Here is a 17,994-nt window from a genome sequence, read left to right on the forward strand (position 1 = left end):
TCGGACGAGGTCGGGACGTCAGGACACCGTGCTGGCGACGCGCGCCGCGTCGCCCGCGCGGCGACGGGTCTCGCAGTGCTTCTTGAGGTCCCGGGCGAGGGTCTGCAGGTGCGCCTCGATCGTGCGCGCAGTGATCCACGCGACCGTGCCGCCGACCCAGCCGGCGCGCTGGTGGACCACGGTGACGCGCGTGCGGGCGCCGTCGCCGTCGGGGGCGGCGAGGGCGAAGCGCACGCTCGCCCGCGCGCCGAGGCCGTCGTCGCTCAGCGTGATACGGCGCCGGCGGGGGTGGAACTCGGACACGCGCCAGACGCGCTCGGGCAGGCGCGGGGCGCGCAGGCGCACCACGCCGTGGAGCGTCAGGGCGCCGCCACCGACGAGGGTCGCGTCACGGACCGCGGAGGTCCACCGCGGCCAGCGCGTCACGTCGGTGAGCACGGCCCAGACGTGGTCCGGGCAGGTGTCGATGTCGACCGCGATCTCGCAGCGCATGGCTCGCCTCTCCGATGAGACTCGGCACGCGGCCCGCGGCCGCCCCAACGTCCACCCACGGTAGGCGGGGCCCGGTGCCCGGGCCACCCCCGGCCCCCGGGCGTCCGGGTCGGGCGCCGGGTCAGGCGTCCCGGCGGCCGATCCCGATGCCGGTCAGGCCGGCGCGGCGCAGGGTGGCGGGGTCGACCAGGTTGCGGGTGTCGACGACCACGGGCTGCTTCATCACCCCGGCCATCGCGGTCCAGTCCAGCGTCCGGAACACCGGCCACTCGGTGAGCACCACCACCGCCTCGGCGCCCTGCGCGGCCTCGAGCGGATCGGCCACCAGCGGCACGCCCTCCACCTCGTCGCGCACGACCTTGTCCGGGTTCCCCGGGTCGGCCACGAGCGCCGGGTCGTAGCCCACCAGGTCCGCCCCGGCCTGGCGCAGCAGCGCCGCGATCGCCAGCGCCGGCGAGTCCCGCAGGTCGTCGGTGCCCGCCTTGAACGTCAGCCCCAGCAGGCCCAGCCGTACCCGCGTCAGCGACCCCGTGCGCTTCCCGGTCACCGCCGCGCGCACCTTGTCCACCACCCGCTGCCGCTGCCGGGTGTTCGTGTCGATCGTCGCGCGCAGGAGCCGGAACTCGAAGTCCGCCGCGTCCGCGACCTGCAGCAACGCGTGCGTGTCCTTCGGCAGGCACGACCCGCCCCACCCCGGGCCCGGCGACAGGAACGCCTGCCCGATCCGGCGGTCGTAGCCGATGCCCTCGGTGACGTCGCCGATGTCGGCCCCGACCCGCTCGCACAGCTCGGCCATCGCGTTCACGTAGGACAGCTTCATCGCCAGGAAGCAGTTCGCCGCGTACTTCATCAGCTCCGCCGACGCCGCGTCCGTGAGCACCGTCGGCGCCCCCAGCCGCGCGTAGAGCGCCGCGACCCGCTCCGCGGCCTCCGCCGCATCGCACCCGACCACGATCCGGTCCGGGTTCAGGAAGTCGTGCACCGCCGAGCCCTCACGCAGGAACTCCGGGTTCGACACCACCGACACGTCCGGGCGGTCGAGCAGCTCCGCGGTCCGCGCCGCCGTCCCCACCGGCACCGTCGACTTGTTCACCACCACCGTGCCCGGCGCCAGCAGCTCGCGGGTCTCCTCGACCACCGCCTCCACCGCGCGCAGGTCCGCGACCCCGCCCACACCCATCGGCGTCGGCAGGCACAGGAACACCACCTCGGCGTCCAGCCCGTCGGTGTGGGCCGCCACCGCCGACGACGCGCCCACCACGAACGACAACCGGCCCGCCGACACCTGCTCGGTCACCAGCTCCGACAGGCCCGGCTCCACGATGTCCACCACACCGCGGCGCAACCGCTCCACCTTCGCGGTGTCGATGTCCGCGCACACCACCTGGTGCCCCAGCGACGCCAGACACGCCCCCGTCGTCAGACCGACATAGCCCGTCCCCACCACCGCCACCCGACGCGTGAACACGGCTTCCCCCTAGGTCTCCGCCGACGAATCCGCACCACACGCTGCCAGATCACGCTCCGGGCACGCGGTCGTGGTCCCCCGCCGGGCATCCCGGGTGCCAAGGTGACGGCATGTCGCCGGAGTCGGTCGACCTCCGCGGGTCGGAGACGACCATGCTGATCACTCTCTACCTGCGCGAGCGGGACGCCCGCTCGGCCCACCCGGTGCTGGGCGACCGGTTCGCCGGCGAGGTCCTCGCCCGGGTGCAGCACGACCCCGGTGCCCTGCGCTGGTTCAGCTCCGACACCGCGACGATCTGCGCCCGCGCGCGGCGCCTCGACGAGTGGACGGTCGCGTTCCTCGGCGAGCACCCCGACGGCCAGGTGCTGCACCTCGGGTGCGGGCTCGACAGCCGCCCGCTGCGCGTCGCGCGCCCGCCCGGCTCGCGCTGGATCGACGTCGACGTGCCACGCGTCGCCGACCTGCGCCGCCGGGTCTACGACCTGCCCGACGACATCGAGACGGTGAGCGCGTCGGTGACCGACCCGGGCTGGTGGGAGCGGCTGGACGCCGACCGCCCGACGCTCGCGCTGGCCGAGGGCCTGTTCATGTACCTCGCCCCGCCGGACGTGCACGCCGTGCTCGACCGGCTGCTCACCCGCTGCGCGTCCGGGCAGGTCGCGTTCGACGCCGTCGCCGGCTGGACGCTGCCCGTCTCGAACGCCGCGTTCCGGCTGATGGGCGTCGACACCCGCTTCGCCTGGGGCTTCGACGGCGCCGAGCTGACGGCCCGCCACCCGCGGCTGCGCGAGCGCGACGACGTCACCGTCTCCGAGCTCGCGTCCACGGACACCGTCGGCCTGCGCCACCGGCTCTACCGCGGGTTCGACGCCGTCCCGGTCCTGCGCGAGGCGATGCGGCTGCACCGCTACACGTTCTGAGGCTCGCCCGTCCGACGTCGGTCCAGGAGTGTCTCCAGCAGGAGGAACACCAGCAGGCTCGCGCCGAGCAGCGGGACGGCGACGCCGACCGCGATCGTCACGACGACCACCCCGACGAGCAGGCCCCGTGGCAGCGACCGCAGGACGCCGTCGGCGGGCACGTGACCGGGCCGCCGGCCGGGCCCGCGACGCCACCACAGGACGTAGCCCCAGACGATCATGCAGGCGAGGCCGGTGGCGAGGGCCGCGAGGGCGACCTGGTTCGCGACCCCGAACAGCAGGCCCATGTGCGCGTCGATGCCCCAGCGCGCGAGCTTCGCCGCGAGCGGCCAGTCGTCGCCGCGCACGACGTCGGTGACCTGCCCGGTGTCGGGGTCGACGGCGATCGCGTCGAGGCGCTGGGGCCAGGTGCGGTCGATCTGGCTGACGGTCGTGGCCGCGCCCTCGCCGCCCGGCGTGATGTCGAGCGGCCCGTCGAGCCCGGCGTCCGCGGCGGCACGGGCGGCGACGTCGAAGGACGCGGGCGTCGCCGCGGTCGGCGCCGTGGCCATGCCGCCGTGGCCCGCGTGCTCGCCCGCCTCCGGCGCCGCGGCGACGGTGCCGGGCAGCGCGGTCTGGGGCTCCGGGGTCTCCCAGGAGAGCTGGGCGCGCAGCGCGCTGATGTTCTCGCCGGCGTAGGTCGACCACGTCAGCCCGGTGGCGGACAGGAACAGCAGCCCGGCCGCCGCCCAGAGCCCGACGACGGCGTGCCACGACAGCAGCCGGGCGCGGCGCCCGCCCGTGGTGCGGGGCACGAGCAGCGCGCTCGCACGCTCCTTGCGCCGGCGCCGGACCAGTCCGATCCACAGCGTCAGCCCGGCCAGCACGAGCACCCACAGCCAGGAGGCCGCGAGCTCGGTGTAGAGCCGGCCGGCGTCGCCGAGGTGCAGGTTCCGGTGCAGCTGGTCCACCCAGGCGCGCAGCGGCATCGCCTGCCCGGAGCCGTAGGTCTCGAGCACGCCGCGCAGGTCGCCGGTGTGCGGGTCGACGAACGCGGTGCGGTAGAAGGACTCGGGGAGGCTCGGGTCGTTCGCCATCACCTGGGTGGTGTCGGTGGGGGTCGCGCCGGGGCGCACGGCACGCAGCTCGGTGCCGGGCAGGGCGTCCATGCCGACCCGGACCTGGTCGGCGAGCGGGACCTGCGCGTCCGACGGCGGCACGGTCAGCTCGTCGCGGTAGACGACGGGCTCGAGGGCGGGCATCAGCGTGTACACCAGCCCCGTCAGGGCGGCGACCAGCAGGAACGGCCCGACGAGCACGCCCGCCCAGAAGTGGATGCGCAGCACCAGGGGCCGCAGCAGCGACCAGGTGCCCGCACGGGTCGGGGCGGCGGCCGGGCTCGGGGGCGCCGGCTGCTCGTCGACGGTCACGGGGAGCCTCTCGGGGTGTCGTCGGGGCGCTAGTGCACGAGGAGCATCAGGGCCATCGCGGCGCCGCTGACGGCCTGGCAGCCGAGCTGGACGGCGGGGGCGTCGACGGCCCGACCGAGTGCGCTGCCGAGCGCACTCCCGACGCCGGCCCCGCCACTGCCGGCGCCCACCGTCCCGCCACCTGGCCCTCCACCTGTCCCGCCGCCGCCGACGGTCACGGTGGCCGGGGCGCGCAGGCGCACCAGCACGGCGACCGTGGCGACGGTGTGGACGACCAGGTAGAGCGCGAGCGCGGTCGCGACGGCGCTGAGCGCGAGCGGCGTCGAGGCCGCCGACGCGCCGTGCCCGGCGTGGCCGCCGCCGTGGGCCGTGCCGGCCATCCCGCCGGTCGGCACCATGATCACGTACATCACGGCCATCGCCGCGTTGCTCAGCAGCAGGTGGGTCGGGTGCGCGCCGCAGCGGTCGCCGCCGACCGGCGAGCCCAGCGGCCGACCCCGGTGGCGCAGCGCCAGCAGGCGGACCGCCCACACGACGCCGAGCGCACCGAAGGCGATCGCCCCGGCCGCCGGGGGCACGAGGTCGGCGGTCGCGGGGAACACCATGGCCGCCATCCCGAGGCCCATGACGACGTGGTTGGCCTCGGCGGCCGCCGCCGCGCGCTCGTGACGGGCCCGGCGACGCCACAGGCTCACCGCGCAGAGGGCCGCGGCGGCCAGCAGGAGGGTGGCGAGGAACCCCGCGAGGGGTGCGGGGAGGCTCACCGCGCGTCGGCGAGGAGGCCGTCGAGGACCCCGTTGCGGGCGTCGTCGACGATCACGGCGAGCTGCGCGAGGCTCATCTGGATGCGCTGGCCGAAGTCGTCGGTGATCACCACGCGGCGCTCGTCGCCGGCGTCGGGGTCGACGTAGAGCTCGGGGCACCCGCAGGAGCACTGCCCGCAGAACGTGGCGACGTGCTGCAGGCCCCCGGTGGGACCGGCAGCCGGCGGGTCGTGGTCCGTCATGGCGGTCCTCCAGGGCGTGGGCTGTCCGTGACCAGCGGCGACGGTACGGCGATGCGGTCCGGTGGCATACCGCTCGCCCCACCGCACCGACCCGGTGTGCCCGGACGGCCGAGCGTTCTCAGGAGATCACCCGTTCCTTCTCAGGTGATCGCCTCGCAGGGCTCCGCGAGCACGATCCGGTGGAGCGCCTACCGTCAGCGGCAGCACGGTAGGCGCCGTCGGCGTGCCGCCGAGCCCCGTTTGTCGGGACGGTCACGCCCGGGAACTCCGGGACGCCCTGCGACGACGCGGACGGCGGGTGGCCCGACGGTGGCACACGACGAGGAGCTCCGGTGGACGACGCGAGGATCACCGCGCTGGCGCTGCGCGCCCGGGACGGCGATCGCGACGCCGCCGGGGAGTTCGTCGCGGCGACGCAGCACCAGGTGTGGCGCCTGCTCGTGCACCTCGCCGACCCGTCGGTCGCCGAGGAGCTGACCCAGGAGACCTACGAGCGCGCGCTGGGCTCGCTACGCCGGTACCGCGGTGACGCGCCCGCCCGCAGCTGGCTGCTGTCGGTCGCGCGCCGCGTCGCCGCCGACCACCTGCGCCGCCGCTCCCGCCGTCCGGTGAGCCCGGCGCCCCTGTCCGAGGACGACCGCCCGGTGGGGCGCGCGCCGCGCGGCGACCTCGCGGAGTCGGTCGCCGTGCGCCACGCCGTCGACGCGCTCGACCCCGACCGTCGCGAGGCGTTCGTGCTCACCCAGGTGATCGGGTTGTCGTACGAGGAGGCCGCCGCGGTGTGCCGGTGCCCGATCGGCACGATCCGTTCCCGCGTCGCGCGGGCCCGGGCCGACCTCGTCGACGCGCTCGCCGACCGTCCCGCCGAGCGGCCGCACCGCTCGGGGTGAGGGTGGTCGGGAACTACCGCGCGGGTCGCGGCGACCAGCACGCCATGGACTGCGACGGGTGCCGGGAGGCGATGTCGGCCGCCCTCGACGGCGAGGCCGACGCCGCCGAGCAAGCCCGGGTCGACGCGCACCTGGACGGGTGCGCCGCCTGCCGGTCCTGGCAGCGGGACGCCGCGCTCGTGACGCGGCACGCGCGCACGGCGGCGGTCGGGGCGGGGCCCGATCTGGTCGACCGCGTCGTCGGCGCCGCCCCCGCCGCCTCGGTGCGGTGGCGCGGAGTGTCGGCGCGGGCCGGGCTCGCCGCCGTCGGGCTGGCGCAGGCGGTGCTCGGGCTCGTCTCGCTGCTCGGCGCCGCGACGCACGCCCACGCGATGACCGATCCGCTGATGGTGCTCGGCGCCGGCATGGCGCACGCGACGCACGAGACGGCGGCGTGGAACCTCGCGCTCGGCGTCGCCTTCCTCCTCGGCGCGCTGTTCACCCGGCACCTCGCGGGGCTGCTCCCGGTGCTGGGCGCCTTCATCGCGGTGCTCGCGGTGCTCAGCGGCCTCGACCTGGTCGCGGGACGCGTGGAGCCCGGACGCGTGGTGTCGCACCTCGTGCTCGTCGCCGGCTTCCTGCTCGGGCTCGCCGTCGTGCGCTCCGGGCCGCGTCCGGGCACAGGCCCGAGCCCGGGGGCGCGGTGGTGGCGGCCCGGCGGTCGGGGCGTGGTCCCCGACGACGGCCCCACGCGGCCGGCGCCGACGCCCTGGGAGCGTGAGTCCGACGTCGCGTGATCCGGGCGCGTCTGGGTCCGGAGCGAGGGACGCCCTCGCTGCGTCCGGCGCAGCGCGGGGCGCCCTCGCTGCCGGCGCGGTGGGCGCGGTGGTCGCCGCGGTCGTCGCCGTGGCCCTCGCACGGGGCGGCGCGCCGTACGCCGCGCTGGGCGTCACCGCCCCGCCGACCGTGGTGCAGGTGGCGACGCCGCTCGCCCGCCTCGTCGTGCTGCTCACGGGCGGCGTGTGCCTGGGTGGCCTGCTCGGTGCCGTGATCGCGCGGCCGAGCACGGGCGGCGGCCGGGCGCTCGGCGCGCACGGCTATCGCGCGGTCCGCCGGGCCGGCGCCGCGGCGGGCGTCTGGGCGGCCGGCGCGCTGGCCGCGGCCGCGCTCACGGTCCTGGGCGGCACCGCCCGCGTGCTCGCCGCCCCGGACGCGTTCATCACCGCCGCGGGCGCGCTCGAGGAGCCCGCCGGCTTCCTCGTGGCCGCGATGCTCGCGGCCGTCGTCTGGGCGCTCTGCCGGGTGACGCTGTCGTGGCGCACTGCGGTGGGCGCGATACCGCTCGCCGCGCTCGCCGTCGTCGCCCCGGTGGTGACCGGGCAGGTCGCGAGCGCCGGCGCCGGGCACGATCTCGCCACCGACGCCGCCGCGCTGGCGGCCGTCGCGGGCGCGGTGTGGTGCGGCCTGCTCGCGCTCGAGCTCCTCGCCCCCGGACCCGACCGCGTGGCGGCCGCCCGTGCGCGTCCCGTGGCGCTCGTCGCCGCCGGCGTCGCGGTGGCCGGCACCGTCGTCGTCGCGGTGGTCCTCGTGCGCGGGGCCTGGCTCACCGGCGTGTCCGGCCCGCTCACGCTCGTCCTGCTGGCGCTGCTCGTGGTCGCCGTGGTCGCGCGACGACAGGCGCTCGTGCTCCTCACCGGCGCCGCCGGCGTCGCCGCCCTGCTCGCCGGCGAACCGGCCCCGGCCCTCGCGGCCCCGACGACGATCCAGGACACGCTGCTCGGCTACTCGCTCGACGCCCCCACCCTGCTCGGCCTGCTGGGGCCGGGGCGGCTGAACCTGCTGTGGGCGGTGGTGGCGCTCGTCTCCGCGGGGACGTACCTCGCCGGTGCGTGGCGGCTGCGTCGACGCGGCGACGCCTGGCCGCCCGGACGGACCGGCGCGTGGCTCGCCGGGTGCGCGCTCCTGCTGTGGGCGACCAGCTCGGGGCTCGGCTCCCACGCGATGGCGACGTTCAGCGCGCACATGGGCGTCCACATGCTCCTGTCGATGCTGGTCCCGGTCCTGCTGGTGCTCGGCGGGCCGGTGACGCTCGCGCTGCGCGCCCTGCCCGCGACGCCCGACGGTCCCCGCGCTTGGCTCCTGTCGCTGCTCGACGCCCCGCTCGCGCGGGTGCTCACCCACCCGCTGGTGTCGCTCGCGCTGTTCGTCGGCTCGTTCTACGCGTTGTACTTCTCGCCGCTCTACGCGCTGGCGCTGCCCTACCACTGGGCGCACCAGGTGATGTTCACCCACTTCCTGCTCACCGGCGTGCTGTTCTTCTGGCCGATCATCGGCGTCGACCGCGCGCCCCGGCCGGTGCCGCACCTCGGCCGACTGGCGCTGCTGCTCGCGGCGATGCCGTTCCACGCGTTCTTCGGCGTCGCGCTGATGAGCGCCGGCAGCGTGATCGGCGAGCAGTTCTTCCGCCAGCTCGCACTGCCGTGGGTGCCGGACCGGCTGGCCGACCAGCACCTCGGCGGCGGCATCGCCTGGGCGTCGGGCGAGGTCCCGCTGCTCGTGGTGGTCATCGCGCTGCTCGTCCAGTGGTCGCGCGCCGACCAGCGCGACGCGACCCGCCGCGACCGGCACGCCGACCGGGACGGCGACGCCGAGCTCACCGCGTGGAACACGATGCTCGCCGACCTCGCCCGCGGCCGCTGAGCGCCCGTCGCGACCCGCCGGGAACCGACGGACCCCGCGGCGCGACCGGCAGGACGAGCGCCGCGAGGGTCGGCGCCACCCCGACACCCACCCCGACACCCACCCCGACACCCACCCCGACACCCACCCCGACACGAGGAGGAACCCCCGGATGGCCACGCGCCCGAAGCGCCCCGCACCGCCGCGCACGACGTCCCGGACGCCGATGATCGTCGGGATCGTCGCCGTGGTGCTGGTCGCGGCCGTCGTCTTCGGGGGCGTGCTGTTCTCGGCCGGCGGCTCCTCCGACGCCCCGGGGCAGGCGATCCCCGTCACCCCGGTCGCGGCGTCCTACCCGACGAGCGTCGAGGGCGGTGTCGTGACCGCCGGGGGCCCGGCGCCGCACACGATCGACCTCTACGAGGACGCGCTCTGCCCGGCCTGCCAGTCGTTCGAGCAGCGCGCGGGCGAGCCGATCACCCAGGCGATCGCGGCCGGGCGCGTGCAGGTCCGCTACCACCTCGTGAACCTGCTCGACCAGCGCTCGAACCCGCCCGGCTACTCCTCGGCGGGCGGCAACGCGATCATCTGCGCGGCCGAGAACGGCGCCTTCCCCACCGTCCACGCGAGCCTCTACGCCGCCCAGCCGCCCGAGGGTGGCCGCGGCTACGACACCGCCCAGCTCGTCGACCTCGGCCAGCGCGCCGGTGCCGGGCCGGGCTACGCCGAGTGCGTGACGAGCAACCGCCACGCCGGCGAGATCGCCCAGAACTTCGAGCAGGCGTCCAACGACCCCGCCCTCCAGCGCCAGGGCAGCTTCGGCACCCCGACCATCGTCGTCGACGGGAAGCTCCAGCAGCAGGGCTCGACCGAGCTCGACCAGGTGCTGGGCGGCTGAGGCCCCGTGATCGCTCCGGGTGCTCCGTGCGTCCCGCTGAGCGGGTTCGTCGGAGCGCGCGGAGCGATCATGCAGTGAACACGATGGATCCGTTGGCGCTCCGGTTGCGTCGAACCCCGCGTGAACCTCGATTCCTTGTTCCGTCGTCAGGACGGCGTGGTGTCCCGGGCCCAGGCGCGGGCGTGCGGTCTGTCCTCCTCGGCGATCGGGCGGTTGCTCGATGCCGGCGTGTGGACCCTCGCCGCCCCGCGCGTGTACCTCTCGGCCGCGCATCGATGGACCGCGCGCGCCCGGGTGCGGGCCGGCGCCCTGTGGCTGGGCCCGGGCGCCACGCTCATCGGCCCGGGCGCGGTGTGGTGGTGGCACCTGATCGACGTCGCACCTGACGAGCTGCGGTTCGCGGTCCCCACGCGGCGACGGGTGCGTTCCCGCCCGGGGTTCCGGGCGGTGCGTCGCGACGTCCCCGGTCGCTTCCGGGCCGTGGTCGACGGCGTCCGCGTCGCGACACGGGCCTACGCGGTGGTCGACGCGGCCGCCGAGCTCGGTCTGCAGCGCGGCGCCGAACTCATGGACCGCGCCCTGCTGTCGGGCCGCGTGACCCTCGACGGCATGCGGCGCGCCCACCGCGCGCTGCTCGGGCGGCCCGGGTCCGCCACGGTCGCGCGGCTGCTCGCGCTCGCGGCCGGTGGCGCGCGCTCCGAGGCCGAGCGGCGAACCCACCGCCTCCTGCACGACGCCGGTGTGACCGGGTGGTTCGCCGACCACCGTCTCGTCATCCCCGGCTATGGGGTGGCGGTGGCCGACCTCGCCTTCCCCACCGCCCGCGTGCTCGTCGAGATCGACGGCTGGGCCTACCACCGCGACCTCGTGGCGTTCCGCCGCGATCACGCCCGCCAGAACGCGCTCGTGCTCGCGGGGTGGACGGTGCTGCGCGTCAACTGGCACGCCATCGAGGCGGACGCCGACAGCGTGCTCTCGATGATCGTCGCGGCGGTCGCGCCCGCGGCATGATCGCCAGGGGTGCTCCACATCTCCCGCTCAGCGGGTCCGTCGGAGCGCCCGGAGCGATCAGCGCAGGCGCAGGCTCGAGGAGACGACGAGCAGGGACGACAGCGCCATGGCCAGGCCGGCGAGCAGGGGGTTGAGCAGACCGGCGACGGCCAGCGGGATCGCGGCGACGTTGTAGCCGAACGCCCAGGCGAGGTTCACGCGGATCGTGCGGTGGGTGGCGCGGGCGAGCGCGAGCGCCTCGGGGACGGCGGTGAGGTCGTCGCGCACGAGGATCACGTCGGCGGCCTCGAGCGCGACGTCGGTGCCCGTGCCGACGGCGAGGCCCAGGTCGGCGGCGGCGAGGGCCGGGCCGTCGTTGATCCCGTCACCGACCATGGCCACGACCGCCCCCGCCGCACGGCGCTCCGCGAGGACGGCGAGCTTGCCCTCGGGCAGCACGCCGGCGACGACGTCGTCGATGCCCACGGCCGTGGCCACCGTGCGGGCGGCGCGCTCGTGGTCGCCGGTGAGCAGCACCGGGTGCAGGCCGGCGGCGCGCAGGGCCGCGACGGCCGGGGCCGCGCTGGCCTTCACGTCGTCGGCGAGCACGACCGCGCCCTGCACGACACCGCCCCACCCGACCGCGACCACGGTGTGGCCCGCCTCCTCGGCGGCGTCCCAGTCGGCGCGCAGGCCCTCGGGCACGCCGGCGTCGAACAGGTCGGGGCGCCCCACGGTCACCGTCACCCCGTCGACCGACGCCCGCGCACCGAGCCCCGGCAGGGCGACGAAATCGACCGGTGCGGGCACGTCCCCGAGGCTGTGCGCCACGACCGCCGTCGCGATCGCGTGCTCCGAGCCGCGCTCGACGGCCGCGGCGCGCGCCAGGACGACCTCGGGGCCCAGCACCGCCACCACCGCCATCCGCCCCGTCGTCAGCGTCCCGGTCTTGTCGAGCACCACGGTGTCGACGCGGCGGCTCGTCTCGAGCGCGTGGTGGCCCTTGAGGAAGATGCCGCGCCGGGCGCCGCGACCCGAGGCCACGACCATGGCCATCGGCGTCGCCAGGCCCAGCGCGCACGGGCAGGCGATGACGAGCACGGCGAGGGCGGGCGAGAACCAGTCGGCGCCGAGGAGCCACCACCCGAGCCCGGTCGCGAGGGACAGCACGACCACCGCCGGCACGAACCACGCCGAGATCCGGTCGACGAGGCGCTGGGCGTCGGCCTTGTCGGCGCGGGCGTCCCGCACCAGGCGCACCATCCCGGCCAGCGCCGTCGCCCCGCCGACCGCGGTCGCCTCGACCACCAGCCGCCCGGACACCGCCACCGTGCCGCCGACCACGGGGTCGCCGACCTCCGCCTCGGACGGCACCGGCTCGCCGGTGAGCATGCTGCGGTCCACCGCCGAGCGCCCGGACACCACCCGCCCGTCGGCCGCGACCTTCTCGCCGGGCCGCACCACGAACCGATCGCCCACACCGAGCTCGCCCACCGGCACGCGACGCTCGGCGCCGTCGTCGTCGTCGTCGAGCACCGTGACGTCGCGCGCGGCGAGCCGGGCGAGCGCCGTCAGCGCGTCGCCGGAGGCGCGACGGGCCCGGCGCTCGACGTAGCGCCCGGCGAGGACGAACGTCGTCACCCCGGCCGCGACCTCCAGGTAGACGGGGCCGGTGGGGTGCAGCAGCAGGTCCCAGGTGCTCGCGCTCGGCGCCGGCTCGGCGCCCCGCACGACGGCGACGAGCGACCACACGCTCGCCGCGACGATCCCGAGCGAGACCAGCGTGTCCATCGACGTCGTGCCGTGGCGCAGCCCCGCCAGCGCGCGCCGGTGCAGCGGCCACGCCGACCAGACGACGACCGGCGTGGCGAGCGCCGCGAGCACCCACGGCCAGCCGGGGAAGCGCAGCGAGGGCACCGCGGCCATCGCCAGCGCCAGGTCGGCCACCGGGACGAAGAGCGCCGCGGCGACCACGAGGCGACGCCAGAGGTCCCGCAGCTCCGCATCGTCGGACGGCCCGTCGTCCCCGTCGCCCGAGGACACGGAGGACGGCGGACGCGCCGGCCGCGCGGTGTAGCCGAGCTTCCCGACGGTCTCGACGACCGTGGCCGTCGTGACCTCCGGCGACGCGAGCACGACCCGCGCGCCCTCGCCGGCGTAGTCGACGCTGGCCTCGACGCCGTCGAGGCGGTTGAGCCGGCGCTCGATCCGGGCCGCGCAGGCCGCGCAGGACATGCCGCCGATCTCGAGGTCGACGACGGTGGACGCGACGGACGTGGCCGTCACAGTCCCACCAGCCCCGCCGCCCACCCGGGGAACGTCGCGACGATCGCGACGACGATCACGAGGTACCAGGCGGCGAGCCCCCAGCCGTGCCCGCGCAGCGACGCCGGCGCGCCTCCGAGCCGGCCCGCGCGCAGGTTCTCGACCGTGACCGACCAGAACATCGCGATGACCGCGACCCACGCGACCATGCACCACGGGCACAGCGCCCCGATGACCACGAGGCTCTGGACGATCAGCCAGTGCACGAACAGCATCCCGGCGGTCGTGCCCGCCTGCAGGCCCCACCAGGCCCAGCGCGGCAGCGCGGTCCCGCCGAGCACCAGGGCGCCCAGGGCCGCGGCGACGGGGAACGTCGCCAGCCCGATCACGGGGTTCGGGAAGCCGAGCACCGACGCCTGCGCGGTCCGCATGATCGTGCCGCAGGACAGCACCGGGTCGATGCTGCACGACGGGACGAAGGTGGGGTCGGCGAGCAGCGCGAGCTTGTCGAGCAGGAGCAGCAGCGACACCACGACGCCGACCAGTCCCCCGACGAGCAGCACGCCACCTGCCCCACGGGAGGTGGTGGTCGGCTCGACCGCCGCCGGTGCGTGGGTGACGTCCACACCCCGATCGTCCCCCCGGACGACGGGGAGGACATCGGTGGGCTGGGACGAGATCGTGGCCATCGCCGTACCGGTCGTCGGAGGACCCTCGCGAGTTCCCGGGACGCACCGGTCGCGCGTCGGGGTCCCGTCGGGGGCGGCCTAGACTCGACGGACGCAACCGGTGCAACCCCGGGCCGACGCAGGAGGAACCCGCCAGGTGGAACGGCAGCCCCGGACGAGCTCCCGATGACCAGGCCCGCAGGGCCGGACGGGCCGTCCCCCTCCGCGACGGGCTCGCCGCTGCCCCGCTACGGCTGGTTCGCCCGGGGCCGCGACTGGTGGCAGGCACGCGCGGACGCCCGCGCCGGGCTGCCGAGCCTCGAGCCGGGTCGACCGGTCGGTACGCCGGCGCTCGAGGAGTTCCACCAGATGTTCCTGGCCCGGGTCCACCGGGAGCGGCTACGCGTCGACCTCGAGGTGTCGCCGATGCACCAGACCCGCGCGATCCTCGCGGCGCGCCTCCCGCAGACCGAGGAGGCGCTGGCCCGCGCCCGGGCGCGCCTCGACGCCTTGCCGGTGCTCCTCGACACCGACCAGCTCGCCGTGCGCCGTGGCGGCGAGGGCGAGACCGCCGACGACGTCGTCGCCGCCCGCCGCGCTCGCGAGCACGAGGCGACCCGGCGACCCCTCGTCGACGAGGGCGCGCGGCTGCACTCCCAGCTCACCCAGATGCGGGTGGAGTTCGCCCGTCTGGGCAGCGCGATCCGCGCGTGCGAGCTCGTCGGCGCCACCCGCGTCCGCCGGCTGCACGCGCAGGTCATGCGGCGGGTCAGCGCCTACGAGCGCCACCTCGTGCGCCGGCACCCGGCCGGCGACCGCATCGGCCCCGCGCTGGCCGCCCAGCACCCCGTCGTCCCCGGGTGGGTGGTCGCGGCCGAGACCGCCGACCCGGGTGCTGCGGGTGCCGGGGACACGGGTCCCGTCCCGGCGTCGTCCCCGCGCGGCGCGACCCCGCCGTGGGGCACCCCCACCGCACCCGCCGCCCGCCGTGCCCCCGAGACCGCCACCGGCTCCGGCGCCCCGACCCACCAGGAGTAGCCATGGCCACCCGCAGGTTCTGGCCCGGGCGCCGCAGCGAGACCGCCCGTCCCCCGACACCGACGCCGCCGTCGGGACCCCAGCAGGGCTCCTCGGGCGCGCCGCTCTCGCACCTGCCCGGGGTGAGCTTCGCGTCCGCGTCGCCGGAGGAGCGCCGCTTCGCCCAGGTCTACGCGGCCGACCGCGTCGGGCCCATGCCCTACCCGAACCAGGCCACTCCCGACATCGGCGCGGCACGCGGGCGTGTGCGCACGCTCGTCGCCGAGCTGCTCGAGGGCGTCGACGAGGGCACCGGCGGCGCGCTCGACCCGCTGATCGCGTCCTGGGCCTCGGGCTGGCTCTCGCGCATCGACTCCCAGCACGCCGACCACCAGGCCGTCATCGACCGCCTCGTCGGCGGTGCGCGCCAGCAGCTGGCCGACGCCGAGGCCGCGCACGAGCGCGACCGCCGCGCGCTCGCGATCGCCCGGCGCGACTACGACGAGGCCCGCGAGCGGCTCACCGAGCCGATCGGCGGTGACGACGACCGGCAGCCCGCCCGTCGTGACACGGGGCGACACGCGGATCGCACCGGGGATCGCACCGTGGATCGCACCGGGGATCGCACCGGGGATCGCACCGGGGATCGCACCGGGGAGCGCGGGAGTGACCGCACCGAGGACTTCTACGTCCCCCCGGCCGATCCGCCGACCGGGCCCCTCCCGCGCCCGCCGTCCGGGCGCGGGCCGGCCGGCACGTCGACCTCCCCATCGACCTACACTGCGCCGTCCTCCCCCGACCGTGGAGACCCGATGACCGACGACCGTGCCGACAGGGCCGACAGGTCGGGCCGATGAGCGCCGACGGCGGCCTCCGCGCGCGCTTCGGCCGCTCCCGGGGGGACCGCGACGGGGACCGCAGCGGCGACCGGGACGGCGTCCGGCCCCGCTCCTACCGCGACGCCACGCTGATGATCAACCGCTCGCGGGAGGACTACCTCTCGCTGACGATCATCCTGCTCGCGATCGGCGGCGACATCGCGGCGTTCTACGTCGTGCTCGCCCGCGTGTTCCGGGGCTCGCCGTTGCTCATCGTGCTCGGCACGGTGGGGTTCGCGGCCGCGGCGGTGGGACTCGCGCACCTCGTCGGCCAGGGGCTCGCGCGCCGGCGCTGCGGCGATCCCCGCTCGTCGGTCACCCTCACCGTCCTGGCCGCGCTGACCTGGCTCGTGCTGGGCGTCAGCGCGTTCTACACGCGGCTCATGACCCCGAGCAGCTCCTCCTCCGGCGGCTTCGGGTCCGGGTCCGGCAGCGGGTCCGGCGGCGGCTTCGGCTCGGGCGGCTCCGGCGGCGGCTTCGGCGGCTCCTCGTCGGGCATCGAGCTGACGGCCCTGCTGCCCGCGATGCTCTTCGGCGCGCTGTTCCTCGCCAGCGGGATCGCCGCGATGGTGGCGACGTTCCTGTCGTTCAACCCGGTGGCGGGCGCGCTGCGCCGCGCCGAGCGCCGGATGCAGGACGCGACCGAGAAGGAGCGCGCGAGCCGCGCCGAGCTGGAGCGCGCCCGCGAGGCGCTGCGCCAGCAGGAGAACGAGCGCGAGCGCGAGGACCAGCGCTGGCGCGCGGCCCGCCAGCAGGTGGTCGCCGAGATGCTCGAGCTGCAGAACTACGCCCGCACCCTCATGGCCTCGAAGAAGGGCAACCCGTCGGTCACCGACGGGCTCACCGGCTCGGCGTTCTACCCGCTGTTCACGCCGGCCAACGAGGTCGTGCCCGGCGAGGAGGCGCCGCCGGAGATGCGCCCGTTCACGCCGACCGTCCCCGAGCCCAGCCCGAACGGAGACCATCGTTGACGAGCCGCACTGCCGGCCTGCTGTCCGTTCTGCTGGCCGCGGCGCTGGCCGCCGGCTGCTCGAGCGGTGAGGACGCCGCCGGCGGCGGGTTCTCCGGCGGCGGCGGGGGCGCGCTGTCCTGCCCGGTGCCGGTGGGACCCCTGGCGTTCGCGGTCTCCGGCCGCTCGAACAGCCCGGAGCCGGGCCTGCCGCAGGCGGTCCAGGACGCCACCGTCTCGGTGCTCACCCGCGCCGTCGACGAGGGCTACGAGCCGCGCGTCACGCTGGTGAACGTCGACGGCCGGCCCGTGTCCGCGGGCAGCGAGACGTTCTCCAGCGACGCCGGCAACGGCATCGCCGCCGAGGACGACCGCAACCAGTTCCTCGACGGGTTCGGCGAGGCGGTCACGGGCCTGCGCGCGCAGACCCCGGAGGTCGACGTGCTCACCGCCCTCGACCTCGCCGGACGCTCCGCCGGATCGGGTGGGCAGGGCGGCAACCGACCGGGCACCGTCGTGCTCGTCGACTCCGGGCTCTCCACGGTCGCCCCGCTCGACTTCCGCCAGCGCGGGCTGCTCGACGCGCCGCCCGCCGAGACCGTCGACGCCCTGCGCGCGAACAACGCGCTGCCGGGACTGCAGGGCGAGACGGTCGTCCTCGCGGGCCTCGGGGACGTCGCCGAGCCCCAGCCGGCGCTCAGCCCCGCCCAGCGCTCCTCACTGGTCGCGCTGTGGACGGCGATCGCCACCGCGGGCGGCGCCTCGTGCGTCGCGGTGGTCGACGAGCCCCGCGGCGGGGACGCCCCGAGCGACGCGCCGGCGGTGAGCGTCGTGGACGTCCCGCCGCCGCCGACGATCACGCCGGGACAGACCACCGCGCTCCCGGACGACAATTCCGTCGGTTTCCAGCCCGACACCGCCGAGTTCCGCGACCGGAATGCCGCGCGCGCCGTCCTCACGCCGTTCGCGCAGTTCCTGATCGAATCGCCGTCGCGACGGATCGCGCTCACCGGCACCAGTGCCCGCGCGGGCACCGAGGCCGGCCAGGTCGACCTCTCGACCCGCCGCGCGGAGGCGGTGAAGGCCCTGCTCGTCGAGCTCGGGGCGCCGGCGGACCGCATCTCCACGCGAGGGGTGGGCAGCCGCTTCCCCGGCTACGTCAACGACGTGGGCCCCGGCGGCCGTCAGCTGCCCGGCCCCGCCAGCGCCAACCGCACGGTGATCGTCGAGCCCTCCGGGTAACCACCCGGTGACAGGCGGTCGACACCCCGGCCCCCGCGCATTCCCGGGGAAACGTGGCTGCCGTCACACAACGATGTGGTCACGGCGATCCCCCGGTGCGCGCACCCGGTCGGAGCAGCGTCGATGGCGCCTTTCGCCCCAGAGTGTGACGTCGCGCTGAATCGATTCTGTCGACCGTACGGACTTAGCGGTGCTTCCGACTCGGGCCCTGCCTGCCTAGCGTCGTCTCCCCGGAAGCGTCACC

Annotated in this window: 17 protein-coding genes; 10 read left to right on the forward strand and 7 right to left on the reverse strand. The window is 76.4% G+C overall.

Annotation, left to right across the window (positions count from 1 at the left end):
• Nucleotides 1-18 precede the first annotated feature (18 nt).
• Both PH191_RS08475 and PH191_RS08480 read right to left on the reverse strand, forming a co-directional pair.
• A complete protein-coding gene (locus PH191_RS08475; protein ID WP_274194180.1) occupies nucleotides 19-492 on the reverse strand; it encodes an SRPBCC family protein in 474 nt (157 codons plus the stop codon).
• Nucleotides 493-613: 121 nt separating this feature from the next.
• On the reverse strand, nucleotides 614-1,960 hold the full coding sequence (locus tag PH191_RS08480; protein ID WP_274194181.1) for a UDP-glucose dehydrogenase family protein: 1,347 nt from the start codon (nucleotides 1,958-1,960) through the stop codon (nucleotides 614-616).
• Nucleotides 1,961-2,070: 110 nt separating this feature from the next.
• Here PH191_RS08480 and PH191_RS08485 point away from each other — a divergent pair, with 110 nt between their 5' ends.
• Entirely contained in the window at nucleotides 2,071-2,880 is an 810-nt protein-coding gene (locus PH191_RS08485) for a class I SAM-dependent methyltransferase (protein ID WP_274194182.1), read from the forward strand.
• On the opposite strand, the gene PH191_RS08490 is transcribed toward PH191_RS08485, so the two are convergent.
• From PH191_RS08490 to PH191_RS08500, 3 genes are read right to left on the reverse strand one after another with little or no spacing between them, the layout of a single operon-like run.
• On the reverse strand, nucleotides 2,868-4,289 hold the full coding sequence (locus PH191_RS08490; RefSeq protein WP_274194183.1) for a PepSY-associated TM helix domain-containing protein: 1,422 nt from the start codon (nucleotides 4,287-4,289) through the stop codon (nucleotides 2,868-2,870). The genes PH191_RS08485 and PH191_RS08490 overlap by 13 nt on opposite strands.
• A 29-nt stretch (nucleotides 4,290-4,318) precedes the next feature.
• Nucleotides 4,319-5,053: a DUF5134 domain-containing protein gene (locus PH191_RS08495; RefSeq protein WP_274194184.1), complete on the reverse strand. Its 735-nt coding sequence runs from the start codon at nucleotides 5,051-5,053 to the stop codon at nucleotides 4,319-4,321.
• Nucleotides 5,050-5,295: a hypothetical protein gene (locus PH191_RS08500; RefSeq protein WP_274194185.1), complete on the reverse strand. Its 246-nt coding sequence runs from the start codon at nucleotides 5,293-5,295 to the stop codon at nucleotides 5,050-5,052. Before PH191_RS08500 ends, PH191_RS08495 begins: the two co-directional genes overlap by 4 nt.
• A 332-nt stretch (nucleotides 5,296-5,627) precedes the next feature.
• On the opposite strand from PH191_RS08500, the gene PH191_RS08505 reads away from it, so the two are divergent.
• From PH191_RS08505 to PH191_RS08525, 5 genes are all read left to right on the forward strand, one after another.
• Nucleotides 5,628-6,185 (forward strand): sigma-70 family RNA polymerase sigma factor, encoded by a 558-nt coding sequence (locus tag PH191_RS08505; protein ID WP_274194186.1) that lies wholly within the window; start codon nucleotides 5,628-5,630, stop codon nucleotides 6,183-6,185.
• A gap of 2 nt (nucleotides 6,186-6,187) precedes the next feature.
• Nucleotides 6,188-6,961 carry a zf-HC2 domain-containing protein gene (locus tag PH191_RS08510; protein ID WP_274194187.1) on the forward strand — a complete coding sequence of 258 codons (774 nt, stop codon included), beginning with the start codon at nucleotides 6,188-6,190 and terminating at the stop codon, nucleotides 6,959-6,961.
• 88 nt (nucleotides 6,962-7,049) lie between these two features.
• Nucleotides 7,050-8,864 carry a cytochrome c oxidase assembly protein gene (locus tag PH191_RS08515; RefSeq protein ID WP_274194188.1) on the forward strand — a complete coding sequence of 605 codons (1,815 nt, stop codon included), beginning with the start codon at nucleotides 7,050-7,052 and terminating at the stop codon, nucleotides 8,862-8,864.
• 151 nt (nucleotides 8,865-9,015) lie between these two features.
• Entirely contained in the window at nucleotides 9,016-9,741 is a 726-nt protein-coding gene (locus PH191_RS08520; RefSeq protein WP_274194189.1) for a DsbA family protein, read from the forward strand.
• Between the two features lie 135 nt (nucleotides 9,742-9,876).
• Entirely contained in the window at nucleotides 9,877-10,752 is an 876-nt protein-coding gene (locus tag PH191_RS08525) for a DUF559 domain-containing protein (protein WP_274194190.1), read from the forward strand.
• 57 nt (nucleotides 10,753-10,809) lie between these two features.
• Here the strand turns inward: PH191_RS08525 and PH191_RS08530 are convergent, their stop codons facing one another.
• A complete protein-coding gene (locus PH191_RS08530; protein WP_337994048.1) occupies nucleotides 10,810-13,017 on the reverse strand; it encodes a heavy metal translocating P-type ATPase in 2,208 nt (735 codons plus the stop codon).
• Complete coding sequence (locus PH191_RS08535; protein WP_274194191.1) at nucleotides 13,014-13,622, reverse strand: vitamin K epoxide reductase family protein; 609 nt, start codon at nucleotides 13,620-13,622, stop codon at nucleotides 13,014-13,016. Before PH191_RS08535 ends, PH191_RS08530 begins: the two co-directional genes overlap by 4 nt.
• A gap of 228 nt (nucleotides 13,623-13,850) precedes the next feature.
• Between PH191_RS08535 and PH191_RS08540 the strand changes: the two genes are divergently transcribed.
• Genes PH191_RS08540 through PH191_RS08555 form a run of 4 tightly spaced genes read left to right on the forward strand, consistent with a single transcriptional unit; the run spans nucleotide 13,851 to nucleotide 17,750 of the window.
• Nucleotides 13,851-14,702 (forward strand): hypothetical protein, encoded by an 852-nt coding sequence (locus PH191_RS08540; RefSeq protein WP_274194192.1) that lies wholly within the window; start codon nucleotides 13,851-13,853, stop codon nucleotides 14,700-14,702.
• 2 nt (nucleotides 14,703-14,704) lie between these two features.
• Nucleotides 14,705-15,538, forward strand: a complete 834-nt coding sequence (locus PH191_RS08545; RefSeq protein WP_274194193.1) for a hypothetical protein — start codon at nucleotides 14,705-14,707, stop codon at nucleotides 15,536-15,538.
• Nucleotides 15,535-16,530: a hypothetical protein gene (locus tag PH191_RS08550; protein ID WP_274194194.1), complete on the forward strand. Its 996-nt coding sequence runs from the start codon at nucleotides 15,535-15,537 to the stop codon at nucleotides 16,528-16,530. The genes PH191_RS08545 and PH191_RS08550 overlap by 4 nt, the downstream gene beginning before the upstream one ends.
• Nucleotides 16,527-17,750 carry an OmpA family protein gene (locus tag PH191_RS08555; RefSeq protein WP_274194195.1) on the forward strand — a complete coding sequence of 408 codons (1,224 nt, stop codon included), beginning with the start codon at nucleotides 16,527-16,529 and terminating at the stop codon, nucleotides 17,748-17,750. The genes PH191_RS08550 and PH191_RS08555 overlap by 4 nt, the downstream gene beginning before the upstream one ends.
• Nucleotides 17,751-17,994 lie beyond the last annotated feature (244 nt).

Origin of the sequence: Actinomycetospora callitridis (assembly GCF_028737265.1) — a bacterium.
Taxonomy (GTDB): domain Bacteria; phylum Actinomycetota; class Actinomycetes; order Mycobacteriales; family Pseudonocardiaceae; genus Actinomycetospora; species Actinomycetospora callitridis.